Raw genomic sequence first — 22,124 nt, 5'->3', positions numbered from 1 at the left:
ATGGAGAACCCGCACAAGCAGCTGGTGGTGGGCATCCTCGCCCATGTGGACTCCGGCAAGACCACCCTTTCCGAAGCCATGCTCTACCGCGCCGGTGCCATCCGGAAGCTGGGCCGCGTGGACCACAAGGACGCCTTTCTCGACACCGACGCGCTGGAAAAGGCGCGCGGCATCACCATCTTTTCCAAACAGGCCCTGCTGACGGCAGGAAACACCGACTTCACCCTGCTGGATACCCCCGGCCATGTGGACTTTTCCACCGAGACCGAGCGCACCCTGCAGGTGCTCGATTATGCGGTGCTGGTCATCAGCGGCACCGACGGCGTCCAGAGCCACACCGAAACGCTCTGGCGTCTGCTGCGGCGGTATCACATCCCGACCTTCGTTTTCCTCAATAAGATGGACCTGCCCGGCCCCGGCCGGGAGGCGCTGCTGGAACAGCTCAACCATCGGCTGGGGGACGGCTTTGTGGATTTCGGGGCCGATGCGGCCGCCCGCGACGAAGCGCTGGCCCTCTGCGACGAGCGGCTGATGGAAACCGTCCTCGACAAAGGGGAGCTGACCGATGCCGACGTTCTCCCGGCCATCGCCCGGCGGCATGTCTTCCCGTGCTGGTTCGGCGCAGCGCTCAGGCTGGAGGGTGTGGACGAACTTCTGGCCGGGCTGGACCGCTTCACCCGCCCGGCTCCCGCGCTGGAAGCTTTCGGCGCACGGGTGTTCAAGATCTCGCAGGATGAGCAGGGGGCCCGGCTGACCTGGCTGCGCGTGACCGGCGGCGAACTGAAGGTCAAGGCCCAGCTCACCGGCGAAGTGGACGGGGAGCCCTGGGCCGAAAAGGCCAACCAGCTCCGCCTCTACTCCGGTGCCAAGTATACGCTGGCCGAGCGCATCGGGCCGGGGCAGGTCTGCGCCGTCACCGGCCTGACCAAAGCCCACCCCGGCGAGGGTCTGGGCGCAGAGCGGGACGGCGACCTGCCGGTCCTGGAGCCGGTGCTGAGCTATCAGGTGCTTCTGCCGGAGGGGGCCGACGTCCACGCAGCCCTCGGCAAGCTCCATCGGCTGGAAGAAGAGGAACCCCAGCTCCACGTCGTCTGGAACGAGACGCTGGGCGAGATCCACGTCCAGCTCATGGGCGAGATCCAGCTGGAGGTGCTCCGGAGCCTGCTGGCAGAGCGCTATGGGCTGGAGGTGTGCTTCGGCCCCGGCGGCATTTTATATAAGGAGACAATCACCGAGGCCATCGAGGGCGTGGGCCACTATGAGCCGCTCCGCCACTATGCCGAAGTCCACCTCAAGCTGGAACCTCTGCCCCGCGGCAGCGGGATGCAGTTTGCGGCCGACTGTCGCGAAGAGGTGCTGGATAAGAACTGGCAGCGTCTGGTGCTGACCCATCTCGAAGAAAAACAGCACCTTGGTGTGCTGGCCGGTGCCCCGCTGACCGATGTGAAGATCACCCTCATCGCGGGCCGCGCCCACCTGAAGCATACCGAGGGCGGCGACTTCCGGCAGGCGACCTACCGCGCCGTGCGGCAGGGCCTGATGATGGCCGCGCAGATCCACAAAGTGCAGCTGCTGGAGCCGTGGTACGCCTTCCGGCTGGAACTTCCGGCCGAGAATGTAGGCCGCGCGATGAACGACATCCAGCAGATGGGCGGCAGCTTCGACCCGCCCCAGACGACCCCGGATGGTCAGACGGCCACCCTGACCGGCACAGCCCCGGCCTCCACGATGCGCAGCTATCCGATGGATGTGGTGGGCTACACGCGGGGCCGGGGGCACCTGAGTCTGACGCTGGATGGCTACCGCCCCTGCCACAACACCGACGAGGTGCTGGCGGCCATTGGCTACGAGCCGGAACATGACCTCGACAACCCGGCGGATTCGGTCTTCTGCTCCCATGGGTCCGGGTTCGTGGTGCCCTGGGAACAGGTGCGCAGCCACATGCACGTGGACAGCGGCTGGGGCAAGACCGCCCGCCCGGCGGAAGAGACCGCCACCCGGCCCCGCCGGATGGCCGCCTACCGCGCCACGCTGGAAGAGGACGCCGAGCTGCTGAAGATCTTTGAGCAGACCTATGGCCCCATCAAGCGGGACCCGCTGGCCGCATTCCGCCCGACCCGGAAGACCGAGCGCCCGGATTTTGACGCCGAGCAGTGGGAGATCGCGCCCGAATACCTGTTGGTGGATGGTTACAACATCATCTTTGCGTGGGATGAGCTGAACGAGCTCTCCAAACAGAGCCTTGATGCCGCCCGCAAGAAGCTGATGGACATCCTGTGCAACTATCAGGGGTTCAAAAAGTGTGTACTCATCCTCGTGTTCGATGCCTACCGTGTGCCGGGCAGCCCCGGCGTCATCGAGCAATACCACAACATCCACGTTGTCTACACCAAGGAGGCCGAGACGGCGGATATGTTCATCGAGCATGTCACCCACGAGATCGGCAAGGGGCGGCGGGTCCGCGTAGCCACCTCCGACGGCATGGAACAGATCATCATTCTGGGCCACGGTGCCCTCCGCGTCTCGGCCCGCATGTTCCATCAGGAAGTGCAGGAGGTCGAGAAGGAGATCCGGAACTATTTGCAGGGAGAGGTGTAAACCTTATGAAAACAGACGCCGCGTACGTTTGGACGTGTCTTCGCCCCCGCCCGCGGGACAGCCACAAGGGCACCTTCGGGGCCGTGCTGGCCGTGGCAGGCAGCGCCAGCTACCGGGGCGCGGCAGCGCTGGCGGTGGAGGGCGCTCTGCGCACCGGTGCGGGCATCGTCACGCTGGCCAGCGTGGAACCGGTGCTGGCGGCGGTGTCTGCCCGCCTGCCGGAGTGCTGCCTCTGCCCCTGCGAGGCCGGGGCCGAAGGCGGCATCGCGCCGGAAAACATCCCCCGCATCCAGCGCCAGAAGGCGACCGTCCTTCTGCTGGGGCCGGGGCTGGGCTACACGGCCCAGAGCGCGGCCCGCGCTGCCGAGACCCGGACGCTGGTGCAAACGCTCCTGCCCGGTTTTGCGGGCAGTGCCGTGCTGGATGCCGACGGCCTGAACGCCGCCGCCGACCTGCTGCAAGTTGGAAAAACGCTTCATCCGATGGGTGAATTGATTTTAACGCCCCACCCCGGTGAGATGGCCCGGCTGACCGGGCTGTCCGCTGCGGCCATCCACGCCGACCGGGAGGGCACCGCTCTGCGGTTTGCCAGAGCGTGGAACGCCGTGGTCGTGCTCAAGGGGGCGCAGACGGTCATCGCGGCTCCGGATGGCCGGTGCGCGGTGAACCCCACCGGTAACCCCGGCCTGTCGCGCGGGGGCAGCGGCGATGTGCTGGCCGGTATGACCAGCGCCCTGCTGGCCTGTGGGCTGCCTGCCTTTGAGGCCGCCGTCTGCGCGGTCTACCTTCACGGGGCCGCTGCCGACCGCGCCGCCGCCGTGCACGGCGAGGCCGGGATGCTCCCGCACGACCTCTTTGCGGCCCTCGGCACCCTGTTTGCCGAGAACGGCCGCTGAACCAGAGAACCAAAAGAAACGCTTCCTTTCCGCCGGATTTGTGTTATACTGGACGTGTAACCAAATCTGCTGGAAAGGGGCGTTTTTTGTTATGGTTCCTGCGCTGGAAAAGATCATCCAGGAGAGCGACAGCATCGTCTTCTTCGGCGGTGCAGGCGTCTCCACGGAGAGCGGCATCCCGGATTTCCGGAGCGTGGACGGGCTGTATCATCAGAAATACGATTACCCGCCCGAAACCATCCTGAGCCACACCTTCTGGGAACAAAATCCAGAGGAATTTTACCGTTTTTACCGCGATAAGCTCATCGTGAAAGGGGCAAGGCCCAATGCAGCCCATCTGCGGCTGGCCAAACTCGAACGCGAGGGCAGGCTGAAAGCGGTCGTCACCCAGAACATCGACGGCCTGCACCAGGCGGCGGGGTCCAAAACGGTCTATGAGCTGCACGGCAGCACCCTGCGCAACTACTGCACCGGATGCGGCAAGTTCTACGACATCGACTTCATCGCCAACAGCACCGGTGTGCCCCGCTGCCCGGACTGCGGCGGCATCGTCAAGCCGGACGTGGTCCTTTACGAAGAGGGGCTGGACGACGAGGTCGTCTCCGGGGCCGTGCAGGCCATCCGCCGGGCCGATACCCTCATCGTGGGCGGCACCAGTCTGGTGGTCTACCCGGCGGCGGGGCTGCTGCGGTATTTCCGGGGCCGACATCTTGTCGTCATCAACATGCAGCCCACCCCAGCGGACGAAAGCGCAGACCTGTGCATCGCCCAGCCCATCGGGCAGGTGCTCCGCGAGGACGTGGAATTGGAGGAGAAGCGATGAAAGCCGTCATTCTGGAACGCTATGTCATGCACGAGGACGACCTCGACTGGTCGGGGGTCAAGGCCCTCATCCCGGATACCACCAGCTACGTCCGCACGGCCTATGAGGAGATCGCGCCCCGCATCGGGGATGCCGAGGTCGTCTTCCTCAACAAATGCCGGATGGATGAAGCCATCCTGGCCCAGTGCCCGAACCTGAAGTTCGTGGGCATCATCGCCACCGGCACCGACAATTTGGATCTGGACGCCTGCCGCCGCCATGGCGTGGCCGTAGCGAATGTGCCCGGCTACTCGACCTACAGCGTGGCGCAGATGACCTTCAGCCTGCTCCTGGCCATCGTCCAGTGTGCCGAGCGGTATGACCGCGCCGTCAAGGACGGCCTGTGGCAGCTGGACATCCCGGCAGGCTACGGCCTGCTGCCCCAGATGGAGCTGTACGGCAAGACCTTCGGCATCTACGGCTACGGCAGCATCGGGCGGCAGACGGCCCGCATCGCCAGAGCATTCGGGATGCGGGTGCTCGTCTGCACCCGGACCGTCCGGCCGGAATATGCCGCCGACGGTGTGGAGTTCGTGCCGTTTGCCGACCTGCTGAAGGAGAGCGACGTCCTCAGCCTTCACTGCCCGGCCACGCCCCAGACGCGGGGGCTCATCGGTGCGGAGGTGCTGGCGCAGATGAAGCCCGGTGCCATCCTGCTGAACACCGCGCGCGGTGCCCTTGTGGACGAAGCAGCGGTCACGGCGGCGCTCCGCAGCGGGCAGCTGGGCTTTTACGGGGCCGATGCCTTTGCCACCGAACCCCTCCCGGCGGACAGCCCGCTCCGGAAGGAGCCCCACGCCCTCCTCACCCCGCACATTGCATGGACGACAAAGGAAGCGCTGCAGAACCTGATGGACATCACCACCCGGAACCTGCGCACCTTCCTGGACGGAAACGGCGAGCACATCGTCAACCGATAACAATAAAAAAGGAGAACGAATCATGCAGGCAACCATCCACAACGAATTTCTGACCCTGACCGTGGACACCCTTGGCGCGGAGGCCGTCAGCCTGAAGAACGCAGCGGGCGAAGAGCTGCTCTGGCAGGCCGACCCGGCGGTCTGGAAGCGTCATGCGCCCATCCTCTTCCCCTGGACCGGTAAACTGCCCGGCGGCACCTTCACCCATGGCGGCAAGACCTACAAGGGCGGCCAGCACGGCTTTGCGCGGGATCTGGAGCACACCCTGCTCCGCGCCGAGGGCGACACCATTGAGCTGGAACTGCGCTCGAACGATGCGATCAAGGCCGAGCGCTTCCCCTTTGATTTTGTCCTCACCAGCACCTTCCGGCTGGAGGGGAAGACCGTCCACCACACCCTGACGGTCGCGAACCCCGAAACCGCCGCAGAGGAGCTGCGCTTCGGCATCGGCTATCACCCGGCCTTCCGCATCCCCTTTGATGCCAGCCACACCACCACCGATTACGAGTTCCGTTTCGACCAGCCCGAAAGCCCGATGATTCTGGACGCTTATCCCAACGGCCTGCTGACTGGCAGGTGCGGCTACCGGTGGAAAAACGTCTCCGCCATCCCGCTCACGGACGACCTCTTCGCCAACGACAGCTTCTGCATGGCGGGCCTGCGCACCAGGACGCTGGGCATCTACGAAAAGGACACCGGCCGCCACATCGTCTGCAACGTTGAGGGCTACCCGTATTCCCTCATCTGGTCGGCCCCGGCAAAGCCGGTCCGCTTCGTCTGCATCGAGCCGTGGCAGTCCCTGCCCGGTGCCGAGAACGACCCGCAGGCCTGGACCGAACGCGCTGCCGCCGCCTGCCTCGCTCCCGGCCAGCACTGGGCCACGACCCTGAGCACGACATTCGAGCGCTGAAGCAAAATTTGGCAAAGAATCCGGAAAATCTCTTGACAGCGGGGATGCAGTCTGATTTAATAAGACCCGATAAAAGGGAGTAAGGGGCGCTCCGCAGGGTCTGCGGGGTGCTGCATGGCAGCGTCATCACGGCAGAAATGCCCGATGTCATGTGTTCGCTTGAGACTTTTGTCACAGACAGGGTGCTGTGGCAGGAGTCTCTTTTTTCTTGCCTTTGGCACCGGAACACGAGGAGGTAAAACTATGAACTTTCTGAACACGTTCGCCGGGCTCTTTTCCAATTTCGGGAATCTGACCTGGCAGATGGTGGTGATGTGGGGCATCGGTGCGCTGCTCATCTACCTTGCCATCGCAAAAAAGATGGAGCCGAGCCTGCTGCTGCCCATGGGCTTTGGTGCCATTCTGGTCAACCTGCCCCTGTCGGGTGCCATCACCCAGGGCGAGACCGTCGGCCCCATTTCGGCCCTGTTTGAGGCGGGCATGTCCAACGAGCTGTTCCCGCTGCTGCTCTTCATCGGCATCGGTGCCATGATCGACTTTGGCCCCCTGCTGGAAAAGCCGTGGCTCATGCTCTTTGGTGCGGCAGCACAGTTCGGCATCTTTTTCACGCTGTTCCTGGCGGGTTTCTTCTTTGACCTGAAGGATGCCGCATCCATCGCCGTGATCGGTGCAGCCGACGGCCCCACCGCCATTTTCGTGGCAAACACCCTCAATTCCCAGTACCTCGGTGCCATCATGGTGGCTGCCTACAGCTACATGGCGCTGGTGCCCATCGTGCAGCCGCCGGTCATCAAGCTGCTGACCACCCGGAAGGAACGCCGCATTCGGATGTCCTACGAGAAGGGCAGCGTTTCCCAGCTGACCAAGATCCTGTTCCCGATCGTTGTGACCATCATCGCGGGCATGGTGGCCCCGGCCAGTGTGGCGCTGGTGGGCTTCCTGATGTTCGGCAACCTGCTGCGGGAGTGCGGTGTGCTGAATGTGCTGAGTGAAACGGCGCAGAATGTGCTGGCGAACCTCATCACCATCGTGCTGGGCCTGACCGTGGCCGGGCAGATGACCGCAGACAAGTTTGTCCGGCCCGACACCCTGCTGATCCTCGCACTGGGTCTGGTGGCCTTTGTCTTCGATACCGCAGGCGGTGTGCTGTTTGCAAAGCTGCTGAACCTCTTCCTGCCGGAGGGCAAAAAGCTGAACCCGATGATCGGCGCTGCCGGCATCTCGGCCTTCCCCATGAGCGGCCGCGTCGTCAACAAGATGGGCCTGGAAGAGGACAACCAGAATTTCCTGCTGATGTACTCCATCAGCGTCAACGTTTCGGGGCAGATCGCGTCCGTCATTGCAGGCGGCCTGATCCTGACTCTGATGGCTTAACGGAGGTGTGTTTATGCTTCATCTTTCTTCGTGGATGACCACTCTGCCCATCATGGTGATCGGAATGGTCGGCATCATCCTCGTCATCGGTGTGCTGGTCCTGGCGGTGATGCTGCTGAACCGGCTGACGGGCCGGAAATAAGACCGGACCGGAAAAAACAGAAAAGGCGATGCAGTCGTACAAAAACTGCATCGCCTTTTTGCTTGCAAAAAATTACAGGGCCTGGATGGCGGTCTGGATGCGCTCAGCAGCGATCCGGGTCTTCTCCGCATCGCCGAAAGCGGTCAGGCGGAAATAGCCCTCGCCGCATGCACCGAAGCCGACGCCGGGGGTGCCGACGACGCCGCAGTTCTCCAGCAGCCAGTCGAAGAACTCCCAGCTCTTCATATTGCCGGGGCAGCGCAGCCAGATGTAGGGGCTGTTCTTGCCGCCGCAGTACCACACGCCGCATGCGTCCAGCGCATCGGCGATGACCTTGGCGTTCTGGCGGTAGTAGTCGAGGTTCTGCTGGATCTCGGCCATGCCGCTCTCGGTAAAGACGGCGGCAGCGGCGCGCTGCACGACGTAGGGCACACCGTTGAACTTGGTGGTCTGGCGGCGCAGCCAGAGCTTGTTCAGGTTCATGCCCTCGCGCTCCAGCTCCTTGGGCACGATGGTGTAGCCGCAGCGGGTGCCGGTGAAGCCTGCGATCTTGGAGAAGGAGCAGATCTCGATGGCACATTCGCGGGCACCCTCGATCTCGAAGATGCTGCGGGCCAGGTGCTCGTCGGTGATGAAGCACTCGTAGGCGGCATCGTAGAGGATGACGGCGTTGTTCTTGCGGGCATAGGCCACCCACTCCTTGAGCTGCTCGCGGGTGTAAGCGGCGCCGGTGGGGTTGTTGGGGCTGCAAATATAGATGATGTCTGCCTTCACATTCTCATCGGGCATCCCCAGGAAGCCGTTCTCCTGGCTGGTGCGGCCGTAGATGATCCTGCGGCCATCGGTCACGTTGTCGTCCACGTAGGTGGGGTAGACGGGGTCCGGCACCAGAACGGTGTTGTCCACATCGAACAGGCCCAGCACGTTGGCCAGGTCGCTCTTGGCACCGTCGGAGATGAAGATCTCATCCTCGTCCAGCCGGGTGCCGCGGCCGGCATAGTAGCCCTGGATGGCCTGCTTCAGGAAGGGGTAGCCCTGCTCCGGGCCGTAGCCGTGGAAGCCTTCCTTGGTGCCCATCTCGGCGGCGGCGTCCTGCATGGCAGTGACGACGCACTTGGCCAGAGGCTGGGTCACATCGCCGATGCCCAGGCGGATGATCTCTTTTTCGGGGTGTGCTTCCTGATAGGCGGCGACCTTGTGGGCGATGTCCACGAACAGATAGCTTGCCTTCAGCTCACCGTAATGATGATTCATTTTCATTGTATGTTCCCTCGATTCTTTCTAACGTTAGACTTCGATAACAGCTTCGTAAACGGTGGAGGCCGCGCCGGTCATGAGCAGCTGCCGGCCGGGCAGGACCCGGATGGTCAGCTCGCCGCCGCGCAGCGCCACATGGACGTCCTCGCCCGCGGGGCACAGGCCCTGCTCCACCAGAGCGGCCACCGTGGCGCAGGTGCCGGTGCCGCAGGCCCAGGTCTCGCCGCTGCCGCGCTCCCACACCCGCATCTTCAGGTGGGTGCGGTCCACAAACTCGACGAACTCGGTGTTGATCCGCTCCGGGAAGTTCGGGTGGGACTCGAACGCCGGGCCGATGGCCTCCAGCTTGAGGCCGTCCACCTCCGGCACAAGGGTGACGCAGTGGGGGTTGCCCACGCTGATGCAGGTGACCTCCCAGGTCTTGCCGTCCACCGTCAGCGGGCAGCGGACCAGCGGCCCTTCGCCCATGTTCACGGCGGGCAGGTCGGCGGCGCGGGTGGAATAGGCCCCCATCTCCACCTGCCACAGCTCCTCGCCCATCCGGGTCAGCGTCTTTCGGCCGCTGCGGGTGTCGATCTTCAGCACGGGCTTTGCTGCGCAGGCCGGTTCATGCACATGCAGCCACTCGGCCACGCAGCGGATGCCGTTGCCGCACATCTGCGCCTCGCTGCCGTCGGCGTTGAAGATGCGCATGGTGCCGTCTGCGCCCGGCGTTTCCGGGGCGCAGATGCAGATGATGCCGTCGGCACCCACCGAGAAGTGCCGCGCCGAGAGCTTCCGGGCCAGCGGAACGATGTTCTCCGGCACGCCGGAAGCCCGGCAGTCCAGATAGATATAGTCGTTGGCGCAGCCCTGCATTTTGGTAAATGAGAACTTCATCGCGTTCATCCTTTCGGTAGTTATAACGAACCTCTTATTATCATAAGAAGCAAACGGGATTCTGTCAAGCGGAAAACTGTGCTTTCCGCAATTTTTATCGGAAATTTCCGCCGCATCCGTGCCGGAATCCAAAACAGGGCTTGACAAGATGCGGCCCATGGGATATAAAAAATAGAGAGTGCTTTGCGCGGCCGGTCAGCTGCGCGGGGCGGACAACAAAGAATCGATGACAAAAGGAGACCGTGACAATGGATACCTTTGAGAAAATTCGTGCCCTGCTGGCGGAGCAGCTGGATATCGACCCCGCCAAGATCACGATGGAGAGCGACATCATGAGCGATTTCGAGGCCGACAGCCTGGACATCGTGGATATGGTCATGACGCTGGAGGATGAGTTCGGCATCGAGGTGCCGGATGACGCCATCGAGACGCTGCGCACTGTGGGTGACGTGGTGAACTTTGTGGACAGCCATCAGGGCTGATCCGGACGTTGCAAAAGGCCCCGTTTCCCGGCGCTGCACACGGCGGTGCTGCGGCGGGGCTTTTAATATGAGTTCGTGCGGAACGGCCTGGGAGCAGGGCGTTTGGCGCACGGCTTTGGAGGATAAAAGAAAATGGCAAAAGACAACAAGAAACTCGTGCAGGCGATCACCAGCCAGGAAGAGAACTTTGCACAGTGGTACACCGACATCTGTGTCAAGGCAGAGCTGGTCGAGTATTCCAGCGTGAAGGGCTTTATCATCCTGCGTCCCTACGGCCAGGCCATCTGGGAGCTGATCCAGAAAGACATGGATGCCCGCTTCAAGGCCACCGGCCATGAGAACGTGGCCATGCCCGTGCTGATCCCGGAAAGCCTGCTGCAGAAGGAAGGCGAGCTGGTCAATGGCTTCGCGCCGGAGGTGGCGTGGGTCACGATGGGCGGCTCGGACAAGCTGGAAGAGCGTCTGGCGGTGCGCCCCACCAGCGAGACCATGTTTTGCGACCACTGGTCCCGCGTGCTGCACAGCTACCGTGAACTGCCCATGAAGTACAACCAGTGGTGCAGCGTCGTGCGCTGGGAGAAGACCACCCGTCCCTTCCTGCGCAGCCGCGAGTTCTGGTGGCAGGAGGGCCACACCATCCACGAGACCGCTGCCGAGGCTGAGGCTGAGACCCAGCAGCAGCTGAACTGCTACGCAGACGTCTGCGAGCAGGATCTCGCCATCCCTGTTGTCAAGGGCCGCAAGACCGATAAAGAGAAGTTTGCCGGTGCGGAGGCGACCTACACCATCGAGGCGATGATGAAGGACGGCAAGGCCCTGCAGAGCGGCACCAGCCACTACTTCGGCGACAAGTTCAGCAAGGCCTATGACGTGACCTTCACCGGCCGTGACAACCAGCTGCACCACCCGTTCCAGACCAGCTGGGGCGTTTCGACCCGTCTGGTGGGTGCCATCATCATGACCCACGGCGACGACGACGGCCTGATCCTGCCGCCCGCTGTGGCTCCTATCCAGGTCGTGGTCGTGCCCATCGCCGCCCACAAGCCCGGTGTTTCTGAGAAGGCCGCGGAGCTGGCTGAGAAGATCAGCAAGTACGCCCGCGTCAAGCTGGACGACAGCGACAACGCCCCCGGCTGGAAGTTCTCCCAGTGGGAGATGAAGGGTGTGCCCCTCCGCCTGGAGATCGGCCCCAAGGATCTGGAGAAGAACCAGTGCGTTCTGGTCCGCCGCGACACCCGCGAGAAGGTCTTCGTCTCTCTGGACGAGCTGGAAACGGCCATCCCGGCCCAGCTGGAGGCCCTGCGCAAGGACCTGTACGAGCGCGCTCTGGCCAACCGCGAAAAGCGCACCTGGGCAGCCACCACCATGGACGAGGTCAAGGAGCTGGCCAAGGCCAACACCGGCTATATCAAGACCATGTGGTGCGGCGACCTGGCCTGCGAGATGAAGATGAAGGAAGAAGCAGGTCTGTCCAGCCGCTGTATGCCCTTCGCGCAGGAGCACCTGAGCGATGTCTGCCCCTGCTGCGGCAAGCCCGCCAAGGCTATGGTCTATTGGGGCGTGGCCTACTGAGCCGTTCGCAGGAACTGCATAAGAAAAACCAAAAGCAGCCGTTCCCGTTGGGAGCGGCTGCTTTTTTGCAGTTACCTCTTGACAACACTGTGCCATCTGTATATACTGTACATGTACAGACAAGACGGAGGGGGAGCAACGTGAATCTTTTTATCGACAACAAAAGCGGAGCACCGATCTATGACCAGATCTATACCCAGATCAAAAATGAGATATTGAACGGTAATCTGCAGCCGGACGAGGCGCTGCCGTCCATCCGGGCGCTGGCGCGCGACCTGCGCATCAGCGTCATCACGACCAAACGCGCCTACGATGAGCTGGAAAAGGAGGGCTTTCTGTATGCCATCCCGGCCAAAGGCTTCTTCGTGGCGGCGAAAAACACGGAACTGCTCCGGGAAGAGAACCTGAAAAAAATCGAAGCACACCTGACGGAAGCCGTCCGGCTGGCGGCACCCTGCGGGCTGGCAAAGAACGACCTTGTCGAAATGTTGGAACTGCTGTGGGAGGAATGAAGATGAACGCACTGGAACTGCACGGCGTACAGAAAACGTATCCGGGTTTCACCCTGGGCCCTATCGATTTGACCCTGCCCGGCGGCACGGTCTGCGGCCTCATCGGCGAGAACGGTGCGGGCAAGAGCACGACCCTGAAGCTGATTTTGGGAATACTTCCACCGGAGTCCGGCACCATCCGGGTGCTGGGGAAAGACGACCTGGAAGCATCCCCCTGCACCAAGGAGGACATCGGCGTGGTGCTGAGCGGCGAGGGCATCCCCACCTGCCTGACCGCCGAACAGGTGGGAAAGGTGATGGCGGGCATCTACCGCAATTGGGACGCCGGGGTCTATGCCGGATTTTGCAAGCGCTTTGAACTGCCTGCTAAGAAAAAGTATAACGAATACTCCACCGGCATGAAGATGAAACTCTGCCTTGCAGTGGCACTGTCCCACCATCCGAAGCTGCTGCTTCTGGACGAAGCCACCAGCGGCCTGGACCCTGTGGTTCGGGATGAGCTCATCGACCTGCTGCTGGATTTTGTGCGGGACGAAGACCACGCCATTCTTATCTCGTCCCACATTGTCAGTGATCTGGAAAAGCTCTGCGACACCATTGCCTTCCTGCACAAGGGGAAGCTCCTGCTCTGTGAGGACAAGGACACGCTGCGGGAGGAGTACGCCCTCTGGCACGGCACCGCCGCTCAACTGGAAGAGCTGGCTCCGGACGTCGTGGTCAGCCAGCGGGTCACACCCTACGGGGCCGAAGCGCTGGTCAAACGGGACGGGGTGCCCACTGGAAGCGCCCTGACGCCCGTGAGTATCGAGGAACTGTTTGTATTGATGGTGAAAGGGGAGAAGAACGCATGAAGGGCTTATTATTAAAAGATTGGTACCAGATAAAAAGCAACATGAAGACGATGTACCTTACAGTTCTGGCTGTTCTGGTGATCTGGACTCTGAGCGCATCGGGAGCGTCTACCTTTGCCATGAACTATGCGGCCATTTTTCTGGGCATCCTGCCGGTCTCCCTGTTGGCATATGATCATTCCAGCGGGTGGACAGAGTACGGCCTGACCTTGCCAATGAGCAGAAAAATTCAGGTCGCGGAAAAATATCTTATCGGGGTGATCTGTGCAGCGGTCTCCGTTGGGCTGAGCGGCGTGTCATGCGGCGTGATCGTTCTGCTGGGAAAACCGCTTCCAGATGCCCCGGTTAGCATCTGGATGGAGTTTGGCGTGCTGGCGATACTGCTGATGAATGGCATTATGCTTCCGCTGTATTATCGTTTTGGTCCGGAAAAAGCCCGAATGCTGTACATGCTGATGTTTGCAGGAATGGGGGCCATGCTGGGCGGAGGAATTGCCCTGATGGATGCCTTTTCCGGTGCCAGTGCGACGGTTCTTGTGAGCGGGCTGCTGGCGGCGGCACTGGTGCTGTACGCCGTGTCGTGGCGGGTATCGGTGGCGTGGTACGGAAAATACAAAAAGTGACAAAAACCGGAACGTATCTTTCGATACGTTCCGGTTTTATTATGTCTTGAAATTCGGCTCAGAATCGGTAAAAGTTTTGTAAAAGGGCTTGAAAAATCCGCCCGGCCGTAGTATCATAACGAGGCCGAACGGCAAATCTCAGTTTCAGGAGGCGTTTGATTTCCATGTCCAGTGACCATACGGATCACCCCAAACAACGTTTCTCCTGCGATGCGGGCCAGGCGAATGAGTCTGCCGCGTCCTGAACTGCATGTGCCCATGATACACCGCAGGAGTCGAGCTTGACCGACGCGGTGTATTTTTTATGCCCGGAATGGGCAGGAAGGGAACCAAGATGCAGAAGAAGAATTACCAAGAAGAGATCCTGAACCTCATCCACAGCGGTATGCCGCAGGCAGAGCTGGCGGAAAAGCTTTCCGACTACCACGAAAATGACCTGGCCGATGCGCTGACGGCGCTGACGCCGGACGAGCGCCAGAAGCTGTACCCGGTGCTGGGCATCGAGCGGGTGGCCGAGATCTTCTCCTACCTCGACGATGCAGAGCCGTATCTGAAAGAGCTGCCCTCGGAAAAGGCGGCGAAAGTCGTCTCCAACATGGACTCGGACGATGCGGTGGACGCGCTGGATGACCTCGAAGAAGAGGACAAGGCCAAGATCGTCGGCCAGCTGGATCGCGACTCCGCTGAGGACGTCCGGATGCTGCTCTCCTACGGCGAGGATGAGATCGGCAGCAGCATGACCACCAACTACATCTCCATCCGGAAGGATATGACCATCCGGCAGGCGATGAGCGAGCTGGTGAAGCAGGCGGGCGAGAACGACAACATCTCCACCCTGTATGTCGTGGACGAGAACGACAAGTTCTATGGTGCCATCGACCTGAAAGACCTCATCATTGCCCGCGCGGACGACCGGCTCGAAAAGCTCATCGCGCGGTCGTACCCCTATGTGACCGACCACGAGAAGATCAGCGACTGCATCGACCGCATCGTGGACTACGCAGAGCGCTCGCTCCCGGTGCTGAACGATGCAGGCAAGCTGGTCGGCATCATCACCTCGTCCGACGTGGTCGAACTGGTCGATGACGAGATGGGCGACGATTACGCAAAACTGGGCGGTCTGACCAGCGAAGAGGACCTGAACGAGGGCGTTTTCGAGAGCGTGAAGAAGCGCCTGCCCTGGCTGATCGCCCTGCTCTTCCTCGGAATGCTCGTCTCCTCGGTCGTCGGTGCGTTCGAGTCGGTGGTGGCGGTGCTGCCCATCGTCATCTGCTTCCAGTCCATGGTGCTGGATATGGCCGGCAACGTGGGCACCCAGTCGCTGGCCGTGACCATCCGTGTGCTGGTGGACGAGAACCTGACCACCGCCAAAAAGCTCCAGCTGCTCTGGAAGGAGATGCGGGTCGGTCTGGTGAACGGCGCACTGCTGGCTGTGATGGCGCTGGGTTTCCTGGGCTGCTACATCCATTTCTTCAAGGCGTATGCCTGGGGCGAAGCCTTCCTGCTGTCCGGCTGTGTCGGCGTGGCGCTGATCATCGCTATGGTCGTTTCCAGTCTGGTGGGCACGGTCATCCCCATGCTGTTCCACAAGATCCACATCGACCCCGCTGTGGCCTCCGGCCCGCTCATCACCACCATCAACGATCTGGTGGCCGTTGTGGTCTATTACGGCCTTGCCATGGTCGTTCTCATTGATCTGTTCCATCTGGGTTGATCACAATACAAAACCCTCTCCGTCAAAGCCTGTCGGCTTTACCGGAGAGGGTTTCTTTATGCTTCGTTTTCTTCGGCGTCCTCGTCCAGCTCGATGCTGAACACGGCCTTTTTCAGCTTGCCGCAGCCCTGGGCTTTCAGGCCGGATTTGTACGGCTCCCCGGCCAGATAGAGGGCGAAGCGGCCTTCGCAGAGCATCCCGGCGATGCTGGTGCCCGCACTGCCGACCGTGACGTCAGCAGCCTCATCGGTGGGTTTGGTGGGGCTGAACTCGCCCAGCGAGACTTCAAACAGCTCGCTGCCTTCGAGGTCGGTCTCCAGCGTCAGGTGGGTGTCCCGGCGGACGAAGGGGGCCTTGTCGCCGGGCTGCGGGGTCACGGTGCTGACCGTGACGACGGCCTTCTCGCCGAGGATGCGGGTCTTTCCAGCGGGGAGGTTGTTGATGTCCCGCGCCATGACGAACTCAATGACGGCGTCCAGATTTTCGCTCATGCCCAGATAGTTGGGCAGGTTGTTCAGGGTATCGTAGATCATAAACAGGCTCCTTATTCTGCGTCCTTCGGGTCAGTCAGCAGCTCTTTGATGCTGGGCACCACGCCGCCGAGGTTCTGCAGCTCGGACGGGATGATGATCTTGGTGGCCTTGCCGTTGGCGACCTTGGCCAGCGCTTCCAGACTGCGGATGGCCAGCACCTTGTCGCTGGGCATGGCCTCGTTCAGCAGGCGGATGGCGTCGGCGTTGGCCTGCTGCACCGCGAGGATGGCCTGTGCCTCGCCCTCGGCTTCGAGGATGCGCTGCTGCTTGACGGCGTCAGCGCGGAGGATGGCGGCTTCCTTTTCGCCCTCGGCGGCGGTGATGGCGGCCTGCTTTTCACCGTCGGCCTTCAGGATGACGGCGCGCTTCTCGCGCTCGGCCTTCATCTGCTTTTCCATGGCCTCCTGGATCTCACGCGGGGGGATGATGTTCTTGACCTCGACGCGGTTGACCTTGATGCCCCACTTGTCGGTGGCTTCGTCCAGGATGGCCGTGATCTTGCCGTTGATGACATCGCGGCTGGTCAGGGTGTGGTCCAGCTCCATTTCACCGATGATGTTGCGCAGGGTGGTGGCAGACAGGCTCTCGATGGCCGCAATGGGCTGGTTGACGCCGTAGGTGTAGAGCTTGGCATCCATGACCTGGAAGAAGACCACGGTGTCGATCTGCATGGTGACGTTGTCGCGGGTGATGACCGGCTGGGGAGGGAAGTCGGCGACCTGCTCCTTCAGGCTGACCTTTTTGGCCACCCGCTCCACGAACGGGATCTTGACGTGCAGGCCGGCGCTCCAGCTGTCGGAGTAGCTGCCCAGCCGCTCGATGACGTAGGTCATGGACTGGGGCACGATGACGATGTTGGTGATGACGATGAGAAGGATGACGAAGACCAGTGCAAGGATCACAAACAGCATGATGGGCATAGGGACGCTCCTTTTTTCAGTGGGTGGATGATTCGGTCAGGACAGGCTCCACGATGAGCAGGGTACTGTGGATCTCGGTCACACGGCAGGTCTGGCCCGGCTCCAGTGCGTCGCCGGGGGTGGCGCAGCGGGCGTTCCAGTCCACGCCGTCCAGCCGGACACGGCCGGTCTTCCCGGCGGAGACCGGGGTCAGGACCTTTGCCTCGCGGCCAAGGCTGCGGTCGCCGTTGGTGGGGGTGTGCTTCCGGCGCAGCTTGTCGGCCAGCGGCTTGAACGCCGCCAGGCAGAGGATGCTGACCACGATGAACACCACCGCCTGCACCCGGAACGACGGCCAGAACAGGCAGCTCAGCAGAGCGGCCGCGCTGCCCGCTGCAAACCAGATGGATACCATGCTGAAGGTCATTCCCTCCAGCACCAGAAAGCCGATGGCTGCGATGAGCCAGAAGATGGGGTCAATGGGCATAGATACTCCCTCCCTTGCAGATGGAAACGAGACGAAGGGCCTCTTTTTGTTTATTATATAATAACGAGGGCGGGATTACAAGATGTCCTGATTTAAGAAAACAAGGCCCGCGGTCTTGCGATCCCACGGGCCTTGTTCGTTGAGGGTCAGATATAATCGTAGTAGCTGTGGTTCGGGTTGTGGCCGACCTCTTCCACCACGATGGTGAAGCCCATGGGGTTCACTTCGGTGCTCTTGCCGCTGGCCAGCGTCTCCACGATGATGTGTTCGGTGCGGTTGACGATGATCTCCGCCGTCTCCGCCTCGCCGATGCGCTGGTAGTGCAGGATGCCGCCCTCGGCCCGCAGGACGTTGAGCTTGCCGGTGCGGAACGCCTCGCAGGTGTGGCGCAGCTGGGCCAGCTGTGCCAGAACGGGGCGCAGACGCTGCTCGTGGGCGTCCCAGCGGAAGAAGGCCCGGTTGAACGGGTCGCGGTAGCCCTGCATGGCGATCTCGTCGCCGTAGTACAGGCAGGGCACACCCGGCAGGGTGTAGATGATGGCGTAGGCCATCCGGAGCCGGAGTAGCCCCTCCTCGTAGGCGTCGCCGGTCACACAGCGGCCGCTCTGCCATTCCCGGCCCCGGCCGTTGGCGGGCTCGTCGGCGATGACGGTCAGGGCGCGCTCGGTGTCGTGGGTGGAGAGGAAGTTCAGCGCTGTGTCCATGGCGGGGGCAGGGTAGTGCTCGCAGATGGTCAGGATCTCGTTGGCAGCCTGCTCGGCGGGCTTGCCCTTGACGAAATCCAGCACGGCATTCTTGAACGGATAGTTCATCACGCTGTCCAGCCCCTTGCCCAGCAGGTAGGTGCGGCGCTGGTTGAAGCCGTATTTGGTGGTGGCGTCCTCCCAGACTTCGCCCAGCAGGAACTTTTCGGGGCTGACCCGCTTGACGGCGGTGCGGATCTGTTCGATGAACTCGTCCGGCAGCTCGTCGGCCACATCCAGCCGGAAACCGGCGGCACCGCGCCGCAGCCAGGTATCGATGACGCCGCCCACGCCGGTGATGAACTCGACGTAAGAGGGGGTCTCCTCGTTGACTTCGGGCAGGGTCTCGAAGCCCCACCAGCTGCGGTAGCCGCCCTTGTACTTCGGGTCGAAATCGTACCAGCTGCGGTACGGGGAGCTGGGATCGCGGTAAGCGCCGCCTTCGCCGTAGCGGCCCTCGCGGTTGAAATAGCGGCTGTCGGAACCGGTGTGGCTGAACACACCGTCCAGCACGATGCCGATGCCGTACTTCTTCGCCTCGGCGCACAGCGCCTCGAACTCTTCGTTGGTGCCCAGCAGGGGGTCTACGTTGAGGTAGTCGGCGGTGTTGTAGCGGTGGTTGGAGTGGGCCTCAAAGATGGGATTCAGGTAGAGGAAATCCACGCCCATCTCGTGCAGGTAGGGCAGCTTGAGCTGGATGCCCTTCAGGTCGCCGCCGAAGTAGTCCTCGTTCAGGTGGCCGCCCACCTCATTGGGCTGCCAGAAGGGCTCGGCGTGTTTGTCGGCCTGATAGATGCGGTCCGGGAAGGGCATGGGCTTGTTCTCTACCCCTTCGCAGAAGCGGTCCGGGAAGATCTGGTAGAACACTTTGCCCTTGATGGACTCCGGCGTCTCGAAGGCGGCATCGTAGACCGTGATCTGCCATTTCTCACCGTCCTGCCAGCTGACCATGCCGCAGTTGTCCGGCCCGCGCACGATGCGGCGAAAGTCGGTATAGAGGTCAAAATAGTAGAAGTAGAGGCCGGGGTCGTTGAGGGTGACTTCGACCGAGAAGTGGTTCTGCTTGGGGGTCTGGCCGTTGAAGTTCATCCGGTAGTACACCGGCACGTCGAACCGGCCTTCTTTCTGAAGGACGAGGTGCGGGTCCACATAGCCGAGTTCTTCGGGGATGCAGAGGGAGAGCCGGACGCTCTGCCCGGCCCGCACGGCACCGAAGGGCTGCTTGAAATAGGGATCGTAGCTGTTGAACAGGCAAGACAAGTCGGGTCGTTCCTTTCTCGAAAAAAGCTCCGGAGCCGTTGTACAGTCCGGAGCTTTTGGTATCATGAGGTTAAAGCAAAGCCGCGCCGCAGAACGTTTTCTGCGAAACTGCGCTTTACCCGTCTGCCAATGGCTCCCACTTCGGGGGAGCTGGCAGCACGAAGTGCTGACTGAGAGGTTTATTTCACGACAGGTGCGTTCCAGATGTCGCGGGCGTAATCCAGGACGGAACGGTCGGCGCTGAAGATGCCGCTGTTGGCGATGTTCTTCAGGCTCATGCGGGCCCAGGCCTCACGGTCGGCATACAGACGCTGCAGGTCGGCCTGTGCACGGCGGTAATCCTTGAAGTCGGCCATGACCATGTACGGGTCGCTGCTGCGCAGGTTCTCGGTGACCTCGTGGAAGTTCTCACCGTTCCAGCCGCGCTCCAGGAAGTTCAGGGCTGCGTTGGCCACATCGTCGCCCATGATGAAGGCGTTGGGGTGATAGCCGACCTGCTTGAGGTTGTTGACCTCAGGCGTCAGCATACCGAAGATCAGCTCGTTCTCCTTGCCGGCGGCATCGGCGATCTCGACGTTGGCACCGTCCAGAGTGCCCAGCGTGATGGCACCGTTCAGCATGAACTTCATGTTGCCGGTACCGGAAGCCTCGGTGCCTGCCAGAGAGATCTGCTCAGAGACCTCGGCAGCGGGCATCAGGTGCTCGCTCAGGGAGACGCAGTACTCTTCCAGATAGACCACGCGCAGCTTTTCGCGGACGGCGGGGTCGTTGTTGATGAGGTCGCCCAGCTTGCAGATCATGCGGATCATCTGCTTGGCCATGTAGTAGCCGGGAGCAGCCTTTGCGCCGAAGATGTAGGTCTTGGGGATGAAGTCGGCGTTGGGGTTCTCCTTCAGATACAGATACTGAGCAGCGATGTTCAGCGCATTCAGGTGCTGGCGCTTGTACTCGTGCATCCGCTTGACCTGGCAGTCGAAGATGGAGTTCGGGTCGATGGACTGGCCGGTGCTCTTCTCCAGATAGGCGGCAAAGTTCTTCTTGTTGTCCAGCTTGATCTCGTTCAGCTTCTTCAGCACGGTCTTGTCATCGGCATACTTGTTCAGCTTGCTCAGGTCGGCAGCGTCGTGCTTGTAGCCGTCGCCGATGGTCTCATCCAGCAGCTTGCACAGCTCCGGGTTGGAGGCCAGCAGCCAGCGGCGGTAAGCGATGCCGTTGGTCACGTTCTTGAACGCCTTCGGCTTGAACAGGTAGTAATCGTGGAAGACGCTGTCCTTGATGATCTCGCTGTGCAGCTTGGACACGCCGTTGATGCTGTGCGAGGTATAGGCGCAGATGTTGGCCATGCGGACCTGGTTGTCGCCGATCAGGGCCATGTAGTTGATCTTGCCCTCGTCGCCGGGGAAAGCCTTCTCCAGCTCTTCGCGGGCGCGGCGGTTCATCTCGACCACGATCTGGTAGATGCGGGGCAGGGTCATCTTGAAGATGTCCACGTTCCACTTTTCCAGAGCCTCGGCCATGACGGTGTGGTTGGTGTAGGCGAAGACCTTCTGGCAGATGTCGAAGCTCTTGTCCCAGCCAAAGCCGCACTCGTCCAGCAGGATGCGCATCATTTCGGGGATGGCCAGGGTCGGGTGGGTATCGTTCAGCTGGATGGCCACCTTGTCACCCAGGTTCTCCAGGGTGCCGTAGGTAGCCAGGTGACTCTGGACGATGTCGCCGATGGAAGCGGCAGACAGGAAGTACTGCTGGCGCAGGCGCAGGATCTTGCCCTCGACGTGGTTGTCGTTGGGGTAGAGGACCTTGGAGATCAGCTCGGCGTTGGCGTTCTTGCTCATGGCCGTGTTGTAGTTGCCCAGAGAGAAGCTGGACATATCAAAGTCCGGGGCCTTTGCCTGCCACAGGCGCAGCTTGGCAACGCCCTTTCCGTCGTAGCCCTGCACGTACATATCGGAAGGAACCGCCATGACGCTGTTGTAGTTGGTGTGCTGGATATAATGGAAGCCGTGATCCCAGTTCTCGTGGATCTCGCCGTCAAAGCGGACCTCGATGGCCTGGTCCGGGTGGCTCTTCAGCCAGACCTGACCGCCGGGCAGCCAGTTGTCGGCGCGCTCCTGCTGCCAGCCGTCCACGATCTTCTGCTTGAAGATGCCGTACTCGTACAGGATGGAGTAGCCGGTGCCGCAGATGCCGGTGGTGGCCATGCCGTCCAGATAGCAGGCTGCCAGACGGCCCAGACCACCGTTGCCCAGACCGGCATCGGGCTCTTCCTCGAAGATGCCGTCGATGTTGATGTCAGCAGCGGCCAGAGCCTGCTGCGCCACATCGTTCAGGCCCAGATTGAACAGGCTCATCTTCAGGCTGCGGCCCATCAGAAACTCCATGCACAGGTAATAAACCTGCTTGGCGCCGGTGCCGATCGCCTTGGACTGGAACTTTTGGTGGTTCTCACTCATCATCTGGCGGCAGATCAGAGCGAGGGAACGATAGATCTGCTGGTTGGAAGCAACGCTCAGATCCACGCCGTACTCGCTGGTCAGCTTGTCCTGAAGAATTTTTGCAAATTCTTTCGTAGTCATAAAGGAACTCCTATCCGCACACTCACGGGTGCTT

20 protein-coding genes are annotated in these 22,124 nt (G+C 61.7%); 13 read left to right on the top strand and 7 right to left on the bottom strand.

Annotated elements, in window-relative coordinates; all coding sequences use genetic code 11:
* The 7 genes from J3350_RS01820 to J3350_RS01790 all read left to right on the top strand — a co-directional run bounded on the left by J3350_RS01820 (window position 1) and on the right by J3350_RS01790 (window position 7,702).
* Window positions 1–2,598, top strand: a complete 2,598-nt coding sequence (locus tag J3350_RS01820; RefSeq protein ID WP_207685498.1) for a translation factor GTPase family protein — start codon at window positions 1–3, stop codon at window positions 2,596–2,598.
* 5 nt (window positions 2,599–2,603) lie between these two features.
* Window positions 2,604–3,494, top strand: a complete 891-nt coding sequence (locus J3350_RS01815) for an NAD(P)H-hydrate dehydratase (protein WP_207685497.1) — start codon at window positions 2,604–2,606, stop codon at window positions 3,492–3,494.
* A 91-nt stretch (window positions 3,495–3,585) separates the two neighbouring features.
* Entirely contained in the window at window positions 3,586–4,317 is a 732-nt protein-coding gene (locus J3350_RS01810; RefSeq protein ID WP_118551739.1) for an NAD-dependent protein deacylase, read from the top strand.
* Complete coding sequence (locus tag J3350_RS01805) at window positions 4,314–5,276, top strand: D-2-hydroxyacid dehydrogenase (protein WP_207685496.1); 963 nt, start codon at window positions 4,314–4,316, stop codon at window positions 5,274–5,276. Before J3350_RS01810 ends, J3350_RS01805 begins: the two co-directional genes overlap by 4 nt.
* 22 nt (window positions 5,277–5,298) lie before the next feature.
* Window positions 5,299–6,186 carry an aldose 1-epimerase family protein gene (locus tag J3350_RS01800; RefSeq protein ID WP_207685495.1) on the top strand — a complete coding sequence of 296 codons (888 nt, stop codon included), beginning with the start codon at window positions 5,299–5,301 and terminating at the stop codon, window positions 6,184–6,186.
* A 243-nt stretch (window positions 6,187–6,429) separates the two neighbouring features.
* Window positions 6,430–7,560 carry a sodium ion-translocating decarboxylase subunit beta gene (locus J3350_RS01795; RefSeq protein WP_097792625.1) on the top strand — a complete coding sequence of 377 codons (1,131 nt, stop codon included), beginning with the start codon at window positions 6,430–6,432 and terminating at the stop codon, window positions 7,558–7,560.
* 13 nt (window positions 7,561–7,573) lie between these two features.
* Window positions 7,574–7,702, top strand: a complete 129-nt coding sequence (locus tag J3350_RS01790) for an oxaloacetate decarboxylase (protein WP_097792624.1) — start codon at window positions 7,574–7,576, stop codon at window positions 7,700–7,702.
* Window positions 7,703–7,774: 72 nt separating this feature from the next.
* Here J3350_RS01790 and J3350_RS01785 read toward each other — a convergent pair whose 3' ends face one another.
* Together J3350_RS01785 and dapF are read right to left on the bottom strand one after the other, a co-directional pair.
* A complete protein-coding gene (locus tag J3350_RS01785) occupies window positions 7,775–8,962 on the bottom strand; it encodes an LL-diaminopimelate aminotransferase (RefSeq protein ID WP_207685494.1) in 1,188 nt (395 codons plus the stop codon).
* A gap of 27 nt (window positions 8,963–8,989) precedes the next feature.
* Window positions 8,990–9,838, bottom strand: coding sequence for a diaminopimelate epimerase (gene dapF / locus J3350_RS01780; RefSeq protein ID WP_207685493.1), 849 nt, complete (start codon window positions 9,836–9,838; stop codon window positions 8,990–8,992).
* A gap of 248 nt (window positions 9,839–10,086) precedes the next feature.
* Here dapF and acpP point away from each other — a divergent pair, with 248 nt between their 5' ends.
* From acpP to mgtE, 6 genes are all read left to right on the top strand, one after another.
* Complete coding sequence (gene acpP, locus J3350_RS01775; RefSeq protein WP_097792621.1) at window positions 10,087–10,320, top strand: acyl carrier protein; 234 nt, start codon at window positions 10,087–10,089, stop codon at window positions 10,318–10,320.
* 132 nt (window positions 10,321–10,452) lie between these two features.
* Complete coding sequence (gene proS / locus J3350_RS01770) at window positions 10,453–11,892, top strand: proline--tRNA ligase (protein WP_207685492.1); 1,440 nt, start codon at window positions 10,453–10,455, stop codon at window positions 11,890–11,892.
* Window positions 11,893–12,032: 140 nt separating this feature from the next.
* Window positions 12,033–12,404, top strand: coding sequence for a GntR family transcriptional regulator (locus J3350_RS01765; RefSeq protein WP_207685491.1), 372 nt, complete (start codon window positions 12,033–12,035; stop codon window positions 12,402–12,404).
* Between the two features lie 2 nt (window positions 12,405–12,406).
* Window positions 12,407–13,255 carry an ABC transporter ATP-binding protein gene (locus J3350_RS01760; RefSeq protein WP_207685490.1) on the top strand — a complete coding sequence of 283 codons (849 nt, stop codon included), beginning with the start codon at window positions 12,407–12,409 and terminating at the stop codon, window positions 13,253–13,255.
* Window positions 13,252–13,878, top strand: coding sequence for an ABC-2 transporter permease (locus J3350_RS01755; RefSeq protein WP_207685489.1), 627 nt, complete (start codon window positions 13,252–13,254; stop codon window positions 13,876–13,878). Before J3350_RS01760 ends, J3350_RS01755 begins: the two co-directional genes overlap by 4 nt.
* 334 nt (window positions 13,879–14,212) lie before the next feature.
* Window positions 14,213–15,592: a magnesium transporter gene (gene mgtE / locus J3350_RS01750; protein ID WP_242700083.1), complete on the top strand. Its 1,380-nt coding sequence runs from the start codon at window positions 14,213–14,215 to the stop codon at window positions 15,590–15,592.
* Between the two features lie 56 nt (window positions 15,593–15,648).
* On the opposite strand, the gene J3350_RS01745 is transcribed toward mgtE, so the two are convergent.
* The 5 genes from J3350_RS01745 to J3350_RS01725 all read right to left on the bottom strand — a co-directional run bounded on the left by J3350_RS01745 (window position 15,649) and on the right by J3350_RS01725 (window position 22,090).
* Window positions 15,649–16,125 carry a YhcH/YjgK/YiaL family protein gene (locus J3350_RS01745; protein ID WP_207685487.1) on the bottom strand — a complete coding sequence of 159 codons (477 nt, stop codon included), beginning with the start codon at window positions 16,123–16,125 and terminating at the stop codon, window positions 15,649–15,651.
* 11 nt (window positions 16,126–16,136) lie between these two features.
* Complete coding sequence (locus J3350_RS01740; protein WP_179859508.1) at window positions 16,137–17,045, bottom strand: SPFH domain-containing protein; 909 nt, start codon at window positions 17,043–17,045, stop codon at window positions 16,137–16,139.
* A 16-nt stretch (window positions 17,046–17,061) separates the two neighbouring features.
* Entirely contained in the window at window positions 17,062–17,511 is a 450-nt protein-coding gene (locus J3350_RS01735; protein WP_097792612.1) for an NfeD family protein, read from the bottom strand.
* 146 nt (window positions 17,512–17,657) lie between these two features.
* Window positions 17,658–19,514, bottom strand: a complete 1,857-nt coding sequence (locus tag J3350_RS01730) for a glycoside hydrolase family 13 protein (protein WP_097792611.1) — start codon at window positions 19,512–19,514, stop codon at window positions 17,658–17,660.
* Between the two features lie 179 nt (window positions 19,515–19,693).
* On the bottom strand, window positions 19,694–22,090 hold the full coding sequence (locus J3350_RS01725) for a glycogen/starch/alpha-glucan phosphorylase (RefSeq protein ID WP_207685486.1): 2,397 nt from the start codon (window positions 22,088–22,090) through the stop codon (window positions 19,694–19,696).
* Window positions 22,091–22,124: the final 34 nt, after the last annotated feature.

The organism is Faecalibacterium sp. Marseille-Q3530 (assembly GCF_017377625.1).
Lineage (GTDB): Bacteria > Bacillota > Clostridia > Oscillospirales > Ruminococcaceae > Faecalibacterium > Faecalibacterium prausnitzii_E.
The sequence above is the reverse complement of the archived record's forward strand: the minus strand, read 5'-3'. Positions and strand labels throughout refer to the sequence as shown.

Coding starts and splice junctions, on each gene's coding strand:
- J3350_RS01795 (WP_097792625.1), top strand. CDS start 6,430: ATGAACTTTCTGAACACGTTCGCCGGGCTCTTTTCCAATTTCGGGAAT.
- J3350_RS01745 (WP_207685487.1), bottom strand. CDS start 16,125: ATGATCTACGATACCCTGAACAACCTGCCCAACTATCTGGGCATGAGC.
- J3350_RS01820 (WP_207685498.1), top strand. CDS start 1: ATGGAGAACCCGCACAAGCAGCTGGTGGTGGGCATCCTCGCCCATGTG.
- J3350_RS01785 (WP_207685494.1), bottom strand. CDS start 8,962: ATGAAAATGAATCATCATTACGGTGAGCTGAAGGCAAGCTATCTGTTC.
- J3350_RS01725 (WP_207685486.1), bottom strand. CDS start 22,090: ATGACTACGAAAGAATTTGCAAAAATTCTTCAGGACAAGCTGACCAGC.
- J3350_RS01810 (WP_118551739.1), top strand. CDS start 3,586: ATGGTTCCTGCGCTGGAAAAGATCATCCAGGAGAGCGACAGCATCGTC.
- dapF (WP_207685493.1), bottom strand. CDS start 9,838: ATGAAGTTCTCATTTACCAAAATGCAGGGCTGCGCCAACGACTATATC.
- J3350_RS01755 (WP_207685489.1), top strand. CDS start 13,252: ATGAAGGGCTTATTATTAAAAGATTGGTACCAGATAAAAAGCAACATG.
- J3350_RS01805 (WP_207685496.1), top strand. CDS start 4,314: ATGAAAGCCGTCATTCTGGAACGCTATGTCATGCACGAGGACGACCTC.
- J3350_RS01800 (WP_207685495.1), top strand. CDS start 5,299: ATGCAGGCAACCATCCACAACGAATTTCTGACCCTGACCGTGGACACC.
- mgtE (WP_242700083.1), top strand. CDS start 14,213: ATGCAGAAGAAGAATTACCAAGAAGAGATCCTGAACCTCATCCACAGC.
- J3350_RS01740 (WP_179859508.1), bottom strand. CDS start 17,045: ATGCCCATCATGCTGTTTGTGATCCTTGCACTGGTCTTCGTCATCCTT.
- proS (WP_207685492.1), top strand. CDS start 10,453: ATGGCAAAAGACAACAAGAAACTCGTGCAGGCGATCACCAGCCAGGAA.
- J3350_RS01815 (WP_207685497.1), top strand. CDS start 2,604: ATGAAAACAGACGCCGCGTACGTTTGGACGTGTCTTCGCCCCCGCCCG.
- acpP (WP_097792621.1), top strand. CDS start 10,087: ATGGATACCTTTGAGAAAATTCGTGCCCTGCTGGCGGAGCAGCTGGAT.
- J3350_RS01735 (WP_097792612.1), bottom strand. CDS start 17,511: ATGCCCATTGACCCCATCTTCTGGCTCATCGCAGCCATCGGCTTTCTG.
- J3350_RS01790 (WP_097792624.1), top strand. CDS start 7,574: ATGCTTCATCTTTCTTCGTGGATGACCACTCTGCCCATCATGGTGATC.
- J3350_RS01760 (WP_207685490.1), top strand. CDS start 12,407: ATGAACGCACTGGAACTGCACGGCGTACAGAAAACGTATCCGGGTTTC.